At 65.9% G+C, this 14,804-nt stretch carries 12 protein-coding genes; 10 read left to right on the plus strand and 2 right to left on the minus strand.

Going from position 1 to position 14,804, the window contains the following annotated elements; all coding sequences use genetic code 11:
• Positions 1 to 53 precede the first annotated feature (53 nt).
• The 7 genes from kdpB (at position 54) to AC1DEZ_RS19200 (ending at position 10,033) form a co-directional block, all read left to right on the plus strand.
• Positions 54 to 2,105 (plus strand): potassium-transporting ATPase subunit KdpB, encoded by a 2,052-nt coding sequence (kdpB, locus tag AC1DEZ_RS19170; RefSeq protein WP_476780427.1) that lies wholly within the window; start codon positions 54 to 56, stop codon positions 2,103 to 2,105.
• A gap of 12 nt (positions 2,106 to 2,117) precedes the next feature.
• Positions 2,118 to 2,723: a K(+)-transporting ATPase subunit C gene (locus tag AC1DEZ_RS19175; RefSeq protein WP_476780428.1), complete on the plus strand. Its 606-nt coding sequence runs from the start codon at positions 2,118 to 2,120 to the stop codon at positions 2,721 to 2,723.
• Positions 2,724 to 2,789: 66 nt separating this feature from the next.
• A complete protein-coding gene (locus AC1DEZ_RS19180; RefSeq protein WP_476780429.1) occupies positions 2,790 to 5,492 on the plus strand; it encodes a DUF4118 domain-containing protein in 2,703 nt (900 codons plus the stop codon).
• Entirely contained in the window at positions 5,489 to 6,181 is a 693-nt protein-coding gene (locus tag AC1DEZ_RS19185; RefSeq protein WP_476780430.1) for a response regulator transcription factor, read from the plus strand. Before AC1DEZ_RS19180 ends, AC1DEZ_RS19185 begins: the two co-directional genes overlap by 4 nt.
• 5 nt (positions 6,182 to 6,186) lie before the next feature.
• Entirely contained in the window at positions 6,187 to 6,633 is a 447-nt protein-coding gene (locus AC1DEZ_RS19190; protein WP_476780431.1) for a PTS sugar transporter subunit IIA, read from the plus strand.
• 191 nt (positions 6,634 to 6,824) lie between these two features.
• On the plus strand, positions 6,825 to 7,469 hold the full coding sequence (locus AC1DEZ_RS19195) for an invasion associated locus B family protein (protein WP_476780432.1): 645 nt from the start codon (positions 6,825 to 6,827) through the stop codon (positions 7,467 to 7,469).
• A gap of 167 nt (positions 7,470 to 7,636) precedes the next feature.
• Positions 7,637 to 10,033 carry a transketolase-like TK C-terminal-containing protein gene (locus tag AC1DEZ_RS19200; RefSeq protein ID WP_476780433.1) on the plus strand — a complete coding sequence of 799 codons (2,397 nt, stop codon included), beginning with the start codon at positions 7,637 to 7,639 and terminating at the stop codon, positions 10,031 to 10,033.
• Positions 10,034 to 10,078: 45 nt separating this feature from the next.
• Here AC1DEZ_RS19200 and AC1DEZ_RS19205 read toward each other — a convergent pair whose 3' ends face one another.
• Positions 10,079 to 10,384, minus strand: coding sequence for a hypothetical protein (locus AC1DEZ_RS19205; protein ID WP_476780434.1), 306 nt, complete (start codon positions 10,382 to 10,384; stop codon positions 10,079 to 10,081).
• A 116-nt stretch (positions 10,385 to 10,500) separates the two neighbouring features.
• Positions 10,501 to 11,610 carry a hypothetical protein gene (locus tag AC1DEZ_RS19210; protein WP_476780435.1) on the minus strand — a complete coding sequence of 370 codons (1,110 nt, stop codon included), beginning with the start codon at positions 11,608 to 11,610 and terminating at the stop codon, positions 10,501 to 10,503.
• Positions 11,611 to 12,063: 453 nt separating this feature from the next.
• Between AC1DEZ_RS19210 and AC1DEZ_RS19215 the strand changes: the two genes are divergently transcribed.
• The 3 genes from AC1DEZ_RS19215 (at position 12,064) to AC1DEZ_RS19225 (ending at position 14,795) form a co-directional block, all read left to right on the plus strand.
• Complete coding sequence (locus AC1DEZ_RS19215; RefSeq protein ID WP_476780436.1) at positions 12,064 to 13,098, plus strand: aspartate-semialdehyde dehydrogenase; 1,035 nt, start codon at positions 12,064 to 12,066, stop codon at positions 13,096 to 13,098.
• A gap of 144 nt (positions 13,099 to 13,242) precedes the next feature.
• Positions 13,243 to 14,175, plus strand: coding sequence for a DMT family transporter (locus tag AC1DEZ_RS19220; protein WP_476780437.1), 933 nt, complete (start codon positions 13,243 to 13,245; stop codon positions 14,173 to 14,175).
• Positions 14,176 to 14,294: 119 nt separating this feature from the next.
• The gene (locus tag AC1DEZ_RS19225; protein ID WP_476780438.1) at positions 14,295 to 14,795 is read left to right on the plus strand and encodes a histidine kinase; all 501 of its coding nucleotides are present in this window, start codon (positions 14,295 to 14,297) and stop codon (positions 14,793 to 14,795) included.
• Positions 14,796 to 14,804: the final 9 nt, after the last annotated feature.

The following is a 14,804-nucleotide window of genomic DNA, read 5'->3' on the forward strand; positions in this document are numbered from 1 at the left end:
CCGCGGTCTGACCCGAAAGGGTCCCGCTCGCAGGCCACGACGGAGCTTTCGTCATGAGTCATCCCAGGTCCGGCAGCATCCTCGATGCCCGTATTCTCGTCCCGGCGCTCGGCGGCGCCTTCCGCAAGCTCGATCCGCGCAGCCTTGCCAGAAACCCGGTAATGTTCGTCGTCGCCGTCGTCTCGGCGCTGACCACGATCCTGCTGCTGCGCGACTGGCTCGCTGGCGCTGCCCATCTCGGCTTCTCCTTCCAGATCGTGCTCTGGCTCTGGTTCACGGTGCTGTTCGCCAATTTCGCCGAAGCCGTCGCCGAAGGGCGCGGCAAGGCGCAGGCGGATTCGCTGCGCCGTACGCGGGCGGAAACGCAGGCCAAGCTGCTCAGTAGCGCGGACCGCAGCAAATACACGCTGGTGCCGGGGCCGAGCCTGAAGCTCAATGACGTCGTGCTGGTCGAGGCCGGCGACATCATCCCCTCCGATGGCGAGGTGATCGAGGGCATCGCCTCGGTCAACGAAGCTGCGATCACCGGCGAGTCGGCGCCGGTCATCCGCGAATCCGGCGGTGACCGCTCAGCCGTCACCGGCGGCACGCAGGTCCTGTCGGACTGGATCCGGGTGCGCATCACCGCGACCGCGGGCTCGACCTTCATCGACCGCATGATCGCGCTGGTCGAAGGCGCCGAGCGGCAGAAGACGCCGAACGAGATCGCGCTCAACATCCTGCTCGCCGGCATGACGTTGATCTTCGTGCTGGCGACGGCGACGATCCCGAGCTTCGCCAGCTATGCCGGCGGCGCCATTCCCGTCATCGTCCTCGTCGCGCTGTTCGTGACGCTGATACCGACCACCATCGGCGCGCTGCTCTCGGCCATCGGCATCGCCGGCATGGACCGGCTGGTGCGCTTCAACGTTCTCGCCATGTCCGGCCGCGCCGTCGAGGCGGCTGGCGACGTCGACACGCTTCTGCTCGACAAGACCGGGACTATCACGCTAGGCAACCGCCAGGCGACGGCCTTCAGGCCGGTCAAAGGCGTGAACGAGCTTGATCTGGCGGATGCGGCGCAGCTCGCTTCGCTCGCCGACGAGACGCCGGAAGGTCGCTCCATCGTCGTGCTTGCCAAGGAGCAGCACGGCATCCGGGCGCGCGATCTCGTCGGGCTCAACGCTCATTTCGTGCCCTTCACTGCGCAGAGCCGGATGAGCGGCGTCGACCATGACGGCTCCAGCATCCGCAAGGGCGCGGTCGATGCGGTGCTCGCCCATGTGCGTGCCACCGGCGGAGACGGGGAGGCCGCGCGCGAGGTGCAGGCCATCGCCGAGGAGATCGCCAAGACGGGGGGCACCCCGCTAGCGGTGGCGCGCGACGGCAGGCTGCTCGGCGTCATCCAGCTCAAGGACATCGTCAAGGGTGGCATTCGCGAGCGTTTCGCCGAGTTGCGCCGCATGGGCATCCGCACGGTGATGATCACCGGCGACAACCCGATGACCGCTGCCGCCATCGCAGCCGAAGCGGGCGTCGACGACTTCCTCGCCCAGGCGACCCCTGAGAACAAGCTCGCGCTCATCCGCGAGGAGCAGGGCAAGGGCAAGCTCGTCGCGATGTGCGGCGACGGCACCAACGATGCGCCGGCCTTGGCGCAGGCCGATGTCGGCGTGGCCATGAACACCGGCACGGTCGCCGCGCGCGAGGCCGGCAACATGGTCGATCTCGACAGCGATCCGACCAAGCTCATCGAGATCGTCGAGATCGGCAAGCAGCTCCTGATGACGCGCGGCGCGCTGACGACCTTCTCGATCGCCAACGACATCGCGAAATACTTCGCCATCATCCCGGCGATGTTCATCGCCTTCTATCCGCAGCTCGGCGCGCTGAACTTCATGCAGCTCGCCACGCCGCAGAGCGCGATCCTCTCCGCGATCATCTTCAACGCGCTGATCATCGTCGCGCTGATCCCGCTCGCGCTACGCGGCGTGAAGTACCGGGCGGTCGGCGCAGGGGCGCTGCTCTCGCGCAACCTGCTGGTCTACGGCGTCGGCGGCATCGTCGTCCCGTTCATCGGCATCAAGGCAATCGACATGGCCGTCACGGCCGTCGGCCTGATCTGAAGGATCTGAACCATGCTGAAGCAACTCCGCCCCGCGATCGTGATGATCGTCGCGCTCACCGCCATCACCGGCCTCGCCTATCCGCTGGCGATGACCGGCCTCGCCCAGGCGCTGTTCCCGCGCCAGGCCAATGGCAGCCTGATCGAAAAGGAGGGCAAGGTGATCGGCTCCGAACTGATCGGCCAGTCCTTCACCGGCGAGCGCTATTTCCATGGCCGGCCCTCGGCGACGGTCGGCGCAGACCCGAACGACAGCAGCAAGACCATCGATGCGCCCTACAATGCCGCCGGCTCCGGGGGCTCCAACCTCGGCCCGACCAATCCCAAGCTGGTCGAGCGCATCAAGGGCGATGTCGTGGCGCTGAAGCAGGAGAACCCGCAGGCCGCCGTGCCGATGGATCTGGTGACGACCTCGGCCAGCGGGCTCGATCCGCATGTCTCGCCGGAGGCGGCCCATTTCCAGGCGCCGCGTATCGCAAAGGCACGCGGCCTGAGCGAGGCCGATTTGCGCAATCTGATCGCGGGCCATGTCGAGGGACGCCAGCTCGGCATCCTCGGCGAGCCCGTCGTCAACGTGCTGAAACTGAACCTCGCTCTCGATGCGGCGACCACGAAATGACGCTAAGAAGAGCGCGGCGGCTGGAGCGATCCTGCCGTCGCGCCGTTTGGGGACCGAATTCCAGCCATGCCCGACGAGCTTCGTACCGAGCCGCCAAGGCCGTCGCCGGATGCGCTGCTGGAAAAGGTGCGCAGCGAGACACGCGGCCGGCTAAAGATATTCCTCGGCGCCGCCCCCGGCGTCGGCAAGACCTATGAGATGCTGCTCGCGGGCCGGGCGCGCCGTGTCGAAGGCGTCGACGTGGTCATCGGCGTCGTCGAGACGCATGGAAGGCGCGAGACGCAGGCGCTGATGGAGGGCTACGAGGTGGTGCCGCGGGCGCATGTCGCCTATCGCGGCCAGAGCGTCGATGAGATGGATCTCGACGCGGTGCTGGCGCGGCGGCCGGAACTCGTCCTCGTCGACGAGCTCGCCCACACCAACGCGCCCGGCAGCCGCCATCCCAAGCGTTATCTCGACGTGCTCGAGCTGATCGAGCGCGGCATCGACGTCTTCACCACGCTCAACATCCAGCATATCGAGAGCCTCAACGACGTCGTCGCGCAGATCACCCGCATCCGCGTTCGCGAAACAGTGCCCGATTCCATCATCGACCGGGCCGATGCGATCGAGATCATCGACCTCACGCCCGAGGACCTGATCCAGCGGCTGAACGAGGGCAAGGTCTATCTGCCGGAGACCGCCAAGCGCGCCGTCTCCAACTACTTCTCGCCCGGCAACCTGACGGCGCTGCGCGAGCTGGCGCTGCGGCGCACCGCGCAGCGCGTTGACGAGCAACTGCTCAGCCATATGCAGGCCCATGCAATTCAGGGGCCCTGGGGTGCCAGCGACCGGCTGATCGTCTGCATCGACGGCAGCCCGCGCGCAGCCTCACTGGTGCGCCATGCGCGGCGCCTCGCCGAAAAGCTGAAGGCCTCCTGGACGGCGCTGCATATCGAGGCGCCGGGCCGCGCGGGGCCGTCGGAGGCAGAGAAGGACCGGCTTTCGGCGGCGATGCGGCTCGCTGAACAGCTCGGCGGCGAGGCGGTGATCCTGCCGGGCGAGACCGTGCCAGACGAGGTGCTGCGCTATGCCGCCTCCAAGAATGTCAGCCACATCGTGATCGGCTCGTCGAGCGCTACGCGCTGGCGCGAGCTGCTCTTCGGATCGGTGGCGCAGACGCTGATCCGCGAGGCCGGCGACATCAGTATCCATGTGATTCCCGGGCAGGAAGCCGGCGCCGGGGAGGTTCGCGCCGCCGGCTCTTCAGGCGAGCAGCGTTTCGAGCCAGGCGCTTATCTGGCGGGCGTGGCCTTCGTGGCTGTGGCCGTAGGGCTCGGCATGTTGCTGCATCTCGTGCTCGACGTGCGCAACATTGCGCTCGTCTTCCTGATGGCGGTGCTGGCCTCGGCGGTGACGGCCGGGCTCTGGCCGGCGCTGTTCACCTCCGTGATCGGGGCGCTGGCGTTCAACTTCTTTTTCCTGCCGCCGCTCTACACGCTCGTCATCGGCGACCCCGAAAGCGTGCTCGCCTTCTTTTTCTTCCTTCTGGTCGCGCTGATCGCCAGCAATCTCACGGCCCGCGTCCAGCGCCAGGCCACGGCGGCGCGCCAGCGCGCGCGAACGACGGAAGACCTCTATCTGTTTTCGCGCAAGCTCGCCGGCACGGGCACGCTCGACGACGTGCTTTGGGCGAGCGCCTACCAGATTGCCGCGATGCTGCGCGTGCGCGTTGTGATCCTGCTGCCGGAGGAAACCAGCATCGCGGTCCGGGCCGGCTATCCGCCCGATGATACGCTCGACGATGCCGATATCGCGGCGGCGCATTGGGCCTGGGAGCATGACCGTCCGGCCGGGCGGGGAGCCGACACGCTGCCGGGCGCGAAGCGGCTTTATCTCCCGCTGCGGACCGGGCGCGGCGCCATCGGCGTGATCGGGCTCGATTCCGACCGGCCGGGCGCGCTTCTGACGCCCGAGCAGCAGCGCCTGTTCGACGCGTTGGCGGACCAGGCCGCGATCGCGATCGAGCGCGTGCAACTCGCTGCCGATGTCGACAAGGCGAAGCTCGCGGCGGAGGCGGACCGGCTGCGCTCGGCGCTGCTGACCTCGATCTCGCATGATCTCAAGACGCCGCTCGCCAGCATCATGGGCGCGGCCGGCACGTTGCGCGACTATGGGAAGGCTATCCCCGAAGCGGATCGATCCGAGCTTCTGGGGACGGTCGTCGAGGAATCCGAACGCCTCAACCGCTTCATCGCCAACCTGCTGGATATGACGCGGATCGAGGCCGGTGCGATGGAGCCGAACTATGCCCTGCTCGACGTCGGAGATGTCGTCGGCGCAGCGTTGCGACGCGCAGAAAGTATCACGCGCGGCCACATGATCGATCTGTCGCTGGCCGCCGGCCTGCCGATGCTGCGACTGGACCCCGTATTGTTCGATCAGGTGCTGTTCAATCTCGTCGACAACGCCGCGAAATACGCGCCGACGGGCACCACGCTCGGCGTCCATGCCTGCGCGGATGGTGATACGGTGGTTCTGGACATTCTCGACGAAGGGCCGGGCCTGCCGCCGGACGACCTCGAACGGATTTTCGACAGTTTCTACCGGGTGGGGAAGGGAGATCAGGTCCGCGCCGGAACAGGCCTCGGCCTTGCGATCTGCCGCGGCTTCGTCGAGGCGATGGGCGGGACGATCACCGCCGCCAACCGCCGCGATCGGCAGGGAGCGGTGTTCACGATCCGCATGCCGATCCCGCCCGAGGCCCAGCAGATGAGGGTATTGCCATGACAACGATGGCCGTCCGGGTACTCGTCGTCGACGACGAACCGCCGATCCGCAAGCTGCTGCGGGTCGGGCTCGGCACCGAGGGATACACGATCAGCGAGGCCGGCAACGCGAAGGACGCCATTGCACGGATCGACGCGGAAGAGCCCGACCTGGTGCTGCTCGATCTCGGCCTGCCCGACATGACCGGGCAGGAGCTGCTGCGTCTCTGGCGCAGCGAGGGGCGCACCCTGCCCATCGTCATCCTGTCGAGCCGCACCGACGAGGCGGGCATCGTCCAGGCGCTGGAGGCGGGCGCGGACGATTACCTCACCAAGCCGTTCGGGATGCGCGAACTGGCTGCGCGGCTGCGCGTCGCGCTGCGCCACAAGCTGCACCAGCAGGGTGAGAAGCCGGTCTTCCGGACCGGCGAGCTTTCGGTCGATCTCGTCCGCCGCATCGTCCAGGTCGGCGGCGCCGAGGTGAAGCTCTCGCCGAAGGAGTACGACATCCTGCGCGCGCTCGTGCAGCATGCCGGCAAGGTGCTGACGCATCGCCATCTGCTGAAGGAAGTCTGGGGCGGCAACGAGGATGTGCAGTATCTGCGCGTCTATATTCGGCAGCTGCGCCAGAAGATCGAGCCGATCCCCGAGCAGCCCCGCTACATCACGACCGAGCCCGGCGTCGGCTACAGGCTGCGCGAAAGCGACTGATCACAATGGACATTTCCGAGCTGATCACCCCCGGCGCCGTGCTGACCGGGCTCAAGCCGACGTCGAAGGAGCAGTGCCTTGATCTGCTCTCCCGCCATGCGGCGGGATGCACGGGGATACCGGCCGATGTCATCGCTACCGTCCTCAAGCGGCGGGAAGCGCTGGGCTCGACGGGCATCGGCGGCGGCGTCGCCCTGCCGCATGCGCCGCTTGCCGGCCTCGCCACGCCCTTCGTTCTGCTGGCCAACCTGGTCAAGCCGGTGGATTTCGAAGCGGTCGATGGCGCGCCGGTCGATATCCTCTGCCTGATCCTGACGCCGGAAGCCGGGCAAGGGCAGCACCTCAACGCGCTCGCCTGCGTCGCCCGGCGCCTGCAGCGGCCGGAGGTTCGCGAAGCGATCCGCCGGGGCCGCCGCCCGCAAGAAATTCATGCCGCGCTCTGCAAAAGCTGAGATGAAGCGACCGTAGCAGCCGGTCGCGGATGCGGTGCGAGTCTTTCAGATTGAAATCATTCTATTGTTTATTTCGATTTGAATGCATGGATATTTTGCCGTTTTATTGGATTTTTCAGGACGATTTGCTCTTCCTCTGGCTACAGGTTTCTGCAATATCGCTGGCGATATAGTCACTAGATTGTAGCGCCATGCCCCGTCATCGTTTCCGCAACGCCCCCGTCGCCGCTCTCGTCTTTGCGATCGCTGCTCTTGCCGCCGCGCCTATGGTCATGGCGCAGGGAGCACCGGCTCCAGCAGCCCGTCCCGCGCCGAAGCCCGCCCAGCCACTCGCGCAGAACCAGGCTGCTCCGGCCGTGGGCCAGCCCGCGGCTCAGAATGCGACGCTGCCGAACGGCGCGAGCGCGATCAACGAGACCTATGGCGACTGGACGGTCGATTGCCGCATCGCCAATGGCCAGCGGCTCTGCGTCCTCCTTCAGTCGCAGGGCAACAGCCAGACCGGGCAGCGCGTCTTTGCCATCGAGCTGCGCACGCCGAAGGACGGGCGGGCGGAGGGCACGATCCTCTTCCCGTTCGGCATGAAGCTCGAGAACGGCGCGGTGCTGCGGCTCGACGACAAGGATCTGGGGCAGGGGCTGCGCTTCTCGACCTGCATGGCGCAGGGCTGCCTGCTGCCGATCTCCTTCCCGACGGTCGCGACCGACGCGATGAAGGCCGGCAAGGCTTTGACGGTTGCGGCGCTCAACCTGTCGAATAACGAGCCGGTTCCCTTCAACATATCCCTGACCGGCTTCGCCGCCGCCTTCGACCGCATCGCGCAGATCGACAAGTAGCCGGCAATCCGACCCACGTCCCGGCGGGACGGTTTGGCGATTTCCTGCAGGTTTTCGCTGGTCATTGGCGAAAGCCGCCAAAGCCGGGCGGCTGGACACAGAAATTTGGCTCGTTCTGCCAGTGCTTCCGTGCATGATCGGAAGCACCGGGAGTTCGGGCCAAATTCATGACAACAGATCAGCGCCTGCCGTACCTCGCCGAGCTGGAGAAGAAGATCCTCTGGCTGGCATCATGGACGATCCATAACGCCAATCACATCCGCCAGAACGACGACGGCATGAAGGTGGGCGGGCATCAGGCCTCGTCGGCCTCTCTCGCCACCATCATGACGGCCCTCTATATGGCCGCGCTGCGCCCGCAGGACCGCGTCGCGGTGAAGCCGCATGCCTCGCCGATCTTCCACGCCATCAACTATCTGATGGGGCTGCAGACGCGCGAGAAGCTTGAGAATTTCCGCGGCTACAAGGGTGCGCAGAGCTATCCCTCGCGCACCAAGGACATTGATGACGTCGATTTCTCGACCGGCTCCGTCGGACTCGGCGTCGCGCAGACGCTCTTCTCCTCGCTGACGCAGGACTATGTGAAGGCGCATGGCTGGGCGAAGGATCGCCCCGAAGGCCGCATGGTCTCGCTGATCGGCGATGCCGAGCTCGACGAGGGCAATATCTTCGAAGCCCTGATGGAGGGCTGGAAGCACGGCCTGCGCAATACCTGGTGGATCATCGACTACAACCGCCAGTCGCTCGATGCCGTCATCCGCGAGGGCCTCTACGACCGCTTCGAGACGATGTTCCGCAATTTCGGCTGGGATGTCGTGACGCTGAAATACGGCTCGCTGCAGCAGGCGGCGTTCAAGGAGAAGGGCGGCGAGCGGCTGAAAGCCTGGATCGATTCCTGCCCGAACCAGCTCTATTCGGCCCTGACGTTCCAGGGCGGCGCTGCCTGGCGCAAGCGCCTGATGGACGATCTCGGCGATCAGGGGCCTGTGACGAAGCTGATCGAGAGCCGTTCCGACGCCGAGCTCTCAAAGTTGATGTGCAATCTCGGCGGCCACGATCTGCCGTCGATCCTCGAAGCCTTCGAGGGCATCGACCATGACCGGCCGGTCTGTTTCCTGGCCTATACCGTCAAGGGATTCGGGCTGCCGATCGCCGGGCACAAGGACAACCATGCCGGGYTGATGACCAAGGAGCAGCTCGACGGCTTCCGCAAGGCGAACAATATCCGTCCGGGCCATGAATGGGATCTGTTCGAGGGGCTCGACCTACCCGAGGGCGAGATCCGCGGCTTCCTCGACAAGGTGCCGTTCTTTTCGAAGGGGCGGCGGCGCCTCTCAGCCGACAAATTGCCGGTGCCGGTGAAGCTGGAGGCCGGCATCCAGCCGGTGATGTCGACGCAGATGGGCTTCGGCAAGGTGCTGGACGATCTCGCCAAGACCGGCGGTCCGCTCGCCGACCGGATCGTGACGACGGCGCCGGACGTCACGGTCTCGACCAATCTCGGCCCCTGGGTGAACCGGCGCGGGCTCTTCGCCAGGGCCTCGATGGCCGACACCTTCAAGGACGAGCGCATTCCCTCGATGCAGAAATGGGAGTTCTCGCCGAAGGGCCAGCATATCGAATTGGGCATCGCCGAGATGAACCTGTTCATCAATCTCTCGGCGCTCGGCCTGTCGCATTCGATCTTCGGCGAGCGGCTGATCCCGATCGGCACGCTCTACGATCCCTTCATCTCGCGCGGGCTCGATGCGCTGAACTATGCCTGCTACCAGGATGCCCGCTTCATGGTGGTGGCGACGCCGTCGGGCGTGACGCTGGCGCCGGAGGGCGGGGCGCATCAGTCGATCGCGACGCCGCTGATAGGCATGAGCCAGGATGGCCTGTGCGCCTTCGAGCCGGCCTTCGTCGACGAACTCGCGGTGATGATGCGCTGGTCCTTCGACTACATGCAGCGCGACGGCGAGGGCGATCCGGACGAGCGGACCTGGCTGCGCGACGAGACCGGCGGCTCGGTCTATCTGCGTCTCTCGACCCGGCAGGTCGAGCAGCCGAGCCGCACCATGACGCCGGAGCTGGAACGCGAGATCATCGACGGCGCCTATTGGCTGAGGAAGCCGGGGCCGAACGCCTCGGTCGTCATCGCCTATACCGGCGCGGTCGCGCCGGAGGCGATCGAGGCTGTCGGGCTATTGGGCGAAGACCGGCGCGATGTCGGTCTGCTCGCCATTACCTCGGCTGATCGGCTCAATGCCGGCTGGCAGGCGGCCGAACGGGCGCGCCAGCGCGGCAACCATGCGGCGACGAGCCATATCGAGCGGCTGCTCGGGGATCTCTCCCGCGATTGCGGTATCGTATCAGTGCTGGACGGGCATCCGGCAACGCTGGCCTGGCTCGGCAGCGTCCATGGCCATAGGCAGAAGGCGCTCGGCGTCGAGCATTTCGGCCAGACCGGGACGGTCGCCGACCTCTACCGGCATTTCGGTATCGACGCGAACGCGATCGTCCATGCCGCCAATGCCGCGTCGCCCGGGCGTCCGGTGCGCTATCTCAAGGCTTTGCCTTAAAGCGATCCGTCATGGTCGGGCTCGACCCGACCATGACGCGTCTCGTCAGTAGCCCGGCGTTGAGAAGGTATTGGCGAAGGGGTTGACGCCGGCGCCGATGCGTGGGGGCAGGGCGCCTTCGCCATAGAACTCGCCCGTGTTGGAATAGACCGGCGAGGCGTAAACCTGTTGGGTGGCGTAGCGGTTCAGCGAACCGACCGGCACGACGTTGCCGGCATCGAAATAGCTGCGCTTCTGGATCGTGATCCGCAGCGGTGCGCGGCGGTTCTGCGCTTCGGCCATCGTCGCCAAGACGGTCGACGCCGCCAGGGTGATGGCGAGAACAGTGGCAACACGCTTGAACGGCATCATGGCGGCAATCTCCGGTAGTGGATGCACCCACTCCATGTAGGCATCAGAAATCCGACGCAAAGAGTAGCACGCCGTCGTTAACAATTTTGTTAGAACGGCGGCGTCTCGGGAGAGTGTCAGGGCTGGCGGCGATTCGGCTTGTCGCGACGCTTGCCGGGCTCGGCAACGGCGCGTACCGGTTCGGCGCTGGCCGTCTTCACCCGCAGGGCCGGCAGGTTGCCGTCGACATCGAGCCAGGATGCCTTGCGGCCGGTCGCGGAGAGACGCGGAGGTGCGCAGGCCGGCTCGCGATTGAGCTCGCTGCGGGCGAAGATGCCACGCAATTCCGGATCGACCGGGCCGGCGAGATCGAGCCGGTCGATCAGGCAAGCCAACTGCCGGCGGTCGCTCGGCTTCGATCCTGCGCACCACCACCCGCTCATGGCGAAGGTTGCCCCGCCGGGAGGCGAACGAAAGGCGATGCAGTTGCGGCTCTGCGTGCCTTCCCCGAGAACGACATCGGAGGTCTCCAGCGGGCCGAAACGGGTCTCGGTCGGGGCCGGCGTGCTGCTGCGCTCCACCGCCAGGCTGCGCTGCGCGGCCTCATGCACCAGGGCGACCATGAAGGAGCGGGCTCCGGGGGCTGCGCCGTCTCCAGTTGCCAGGCGCAGCACGAGATGCGGTTTCGGCTCGGCGAAGCTGCCGAAACTCAACAGATCCTCGCGACGGCTGCCGTCCTGACTGCGCCGTGCTTCTAGGGCGGGCGCTTCCCGGCCGAGCTCGGACGTCTCCAAACTGAAGCTCGCGGCGGGGCGGGCGATCGCGACCCAATCCTCAGCCGTAACCGAGCTGCGCGGTCGATGCGGAGATGTCCCGGCTTGAGCCGATAAGCTTGCCGCAGCCGGCGCGAGGCCGGCCAGTTGGGGCGGAGCTTCGTCCTTGGCGGAAAGGCCGGTGATCAGCGCCGCTGTCAGACCGATGCCGCTCAGCGCGGCTGCGCTGCGCCAGGCAAGCGCCCTCGTCAAGCCGATCCCGCGGTGCGGCACAAGGTGGCGAGCGACACGCGCGCCCCGGCGGAAGCCCGCCTCGACGCGGTCGGCGCAAGCGATGACGACCCTGATGATGTCGATGCCGGCAAGACGCGCGGCGATGCTGCGGCAGAAGGCGACGGCGCGCAGAAGCCACGGCCTGAGCCGTCGAAGCCCGGCCTGCACTGTCAGGACCACATCGACCGATCGCAAACGCAACACGCAACTCCCGCGCCACTGGCCTTGGCGCCTGAACCTTCAACGGGGCAGGCTGGCTGCGAAGAGTCGCCGGCAGGTTACCGCCTGGCGCCGATCGCTCGGCAGCGTGAACGACCGGTCAACGAGCAGGGTTAATGGCGGAGATTCAGGTTGGCCGTTGGGGGGAATTGACTTTTTCGCGCCGCGGGTGTTCTGACATGGCGCGGTGCAGCGATGCGCTGCTTGCGAAGTTTTGCAGCCCTTCGGGATTGGCTCTGTGACTGTCCGTCTGACGACGACGAAACTCACGACCAAAACGACGACCGGGAAAGCCGGTACGTCGCGCTGACGCTTCGCCTCGGTTCCGGGTCCATCTCCCCCCGGCGGGGGCAGATCGCCGAACCCGCCCCGAGCCCGGCGCGGGGCGGCCCCCAAAGGGAGATCCGAACCGCCCTATCCGCAAAGGATCACATCATGAGCTTCAAGGTCGCAGTGGTCGGTGCAACCGGCAATGTAGGCCGCGAGATGCTGGACATTCTCGCCGAACGCGCCTTCCCCGTCGGCGAGGTCGTGGCGCTGGCCTCGTCCCGCTCGGTCGGCACCGAGGTTTCCTTCGGCGACAGGACGCTGAAGGTGAAGGCGCTCGAGCATTTCGATTTCTCCGACACCGACATCTGCCTGATGTCGGCTGGCGGCGAGATCTCGAAGACCTGGTCGCCGAAGATCGGCGCGCAGGGTGCCGTCGTCATCGACAACTCCTCGGCCTGGCGCATGCATCCCGACGTGCCGCTGATCGTGCCGGAGGTAAACGCCGCCGCCGCCGCCGGCTTCTCCAAGATGAACATCATCGCCAATCCGAACTGCTCGACAGCGCAGCTCGTCGTGGCGCTGAAGCCGCTGCATGACAAGTTCGGCGTCAAGCGCGTCGTCGTCTCGACCTATCAGTCGGTTTCCGGCGCCGGCAAGGAAGGCATGGACGAGCTCTTCAACCAGACCCGCGCCGTGTTCTCGGCCGGCGAGGTCACCACCAAGAAGTTTCCGAAGCGCATCTCCTTCAACCTCATCCCGCAGATCGACGTCTTCATGGAGGACGGCTTCACCAAGGAAGAGTGGAAGATGATGGTCGAGACCAAGAAGATCCTCGACAGGAACATCAAGCTGACCGCGACCTGCGTGCGCGTGCCGGTCTTCATCGGCCATTCCGAGAGCGTCAATATCGAGTGCGAGAAGCCTGTTACCGCCGACGAGGCGCGCGAGGTGCTGCGCACCGCGCCAGGCATCCTCGTCATCGACAAGCACGAGCCCGGCGGCTACATCACCCCGCATGAGGCGGCCGGCGAGGACGCGACCTATATCTCGCGCATCCGCGAGGATGCGACGGTCGAGAACGGCCTCGCCTTCTGGTGCGTCTCCGACAATCTGCGTAAGGGCGCCGCGCTGAACGCGATCCAGATCGCCGAGGTGCTGGTCAACCGCAAGCTGATCCAGCCGCGCAAGCAGGCAGCCTAAAGCAGACTGCGCAGCCCACCCTGTCCGGAAACCGGGCAGGGTCACGGGCAATGTCCACGCGCATGGGCGGGTGACCGTCTTTGCGTGTGAATATGCAGGGCAAAACGGCTAAGGCTTGAGCATCCCTGCCCGTGAATCGAGCCCTTGCCCAACGCTCCCCTTCCTGAGCAACCGGTCGCCCCTCCGCAGGAAGGCAGATCGCTTCGCATCGACAATTCCGCGCGCGGCATCGCGCTCTTGCTGCTCTCATCGATTTTCATGTGCAGCGGCGATATCGCCTCCAAATATCTCGCGACCACCTTGCCCGCGCTCCAGATCACCTGGATGCGCTACGGCACGTTTGCCGCGATCATGCTCGCCACCGTCTGTTTCACCGGCGGCTTTCGCAGGATGAGCACGCGGCGGCCGGGCCTGCAGGTGCTGCGGGCGCTGGGCGTGACGATTTCCTCGATCCTGTTCGTGGCGGGGCTGCACGACCTGCCGATGGCGGACGCCACCGCCACCTCCTTCGTCTCGCCGCTCTTCGTGACGGCGCTCTCCATTCCCATTCTGGGCGAGGTCGTCGGCTGGCGGCGTTGGCTGGCCACGATCGTGGGGCTGATCGGCGTGATGGTTGTGGTGCGCCCCGGTGGCGCCGGCTTTCATGGCGCGTCGTTCTTCGTTCTCGGCTCGTCGTTCTTCTGGGCGTTTTCGCTGATCATGACCCGGATGATGAGCCGCACCGAGATTCCAGTGGTGACGCTGGCCTATTCCGCCACAATCGGCTTCATCCTGCTTTCGTTGGCGGCGCCGTTCAGCTGGCAGGCGCTCGATCTCAAGGCCGTCATGATCGGCGTCTTCATTGGCGGCATCTCGACGATAGGGCATATCTTTCTGATTCAGGCCTTCCGGTATGCGGATGCCTCGCTGCTAGCGCCCTTTGCCTATTCGCAACTGCTCTGGTCCTCGATCTTCGGCTATCTGGTTTTCGCAGCGATCCCGGATATCTGGACCTATGTCGGCGCCAGCATCATCGCGGCGTCAGGACTATACACGGCCCATCGCGAGCGCATCCGCGCCAGGCAGGTCGCCGGCTGACGGTCGGTAACCAAGGATCGCGATAGAGACTCAGCTTCGCCTTAGGATGCGCGGCATGGCGGCAATGTTGCTATAGGATGACGTTACGCCATCCGGCGTCTTCTTCCCAGGAACGACCTATGCCGATCCATCTCGCACGCGCGGTTCTCGCCGCCAGCCTTGTCCTGCTGCCCGGGCTCGCAAGCGCCAAGACCTATTCGATTCCCGATCCCAACCCCGTTGCGGTGATCACGATGCCGGACGATTGGGAATCCACCGAGATCGCCAAAGGTGTCGAATCGACGTCCGACGACGAAGCCGTCTACATCTCGGTCGAGGTGACGGAGCTGAAGGACGCCGCACAGGCCATCGCCGAAGCGGTCACCTGGCTGAAGAGCAAGGGCGTCGTCGTCGATCCCGCGACGCAGGAGAAGAAGCCGTTCTCCAACAATGGCATGGAAGGCGTCCAGGTGCAGTGGACCGGCAAGGACGAGGACGGCCCTACCCATGTCAGCCTAACCTTGCTGCAGGCCACCGAGACCAAGGGCCTCGTGGTGACCTACTGGGCCTCGCCCGAGGGCGAGAAGGAGAACCTCAAGGATTTGGCGTCGATCATCGACAGCCTGAAGGCGCTGAAATAAGGCGTCGCG

The sequence above is a fragment of the Allobosea sp. 10L422 genome (genome assembly GCF_056395345.1).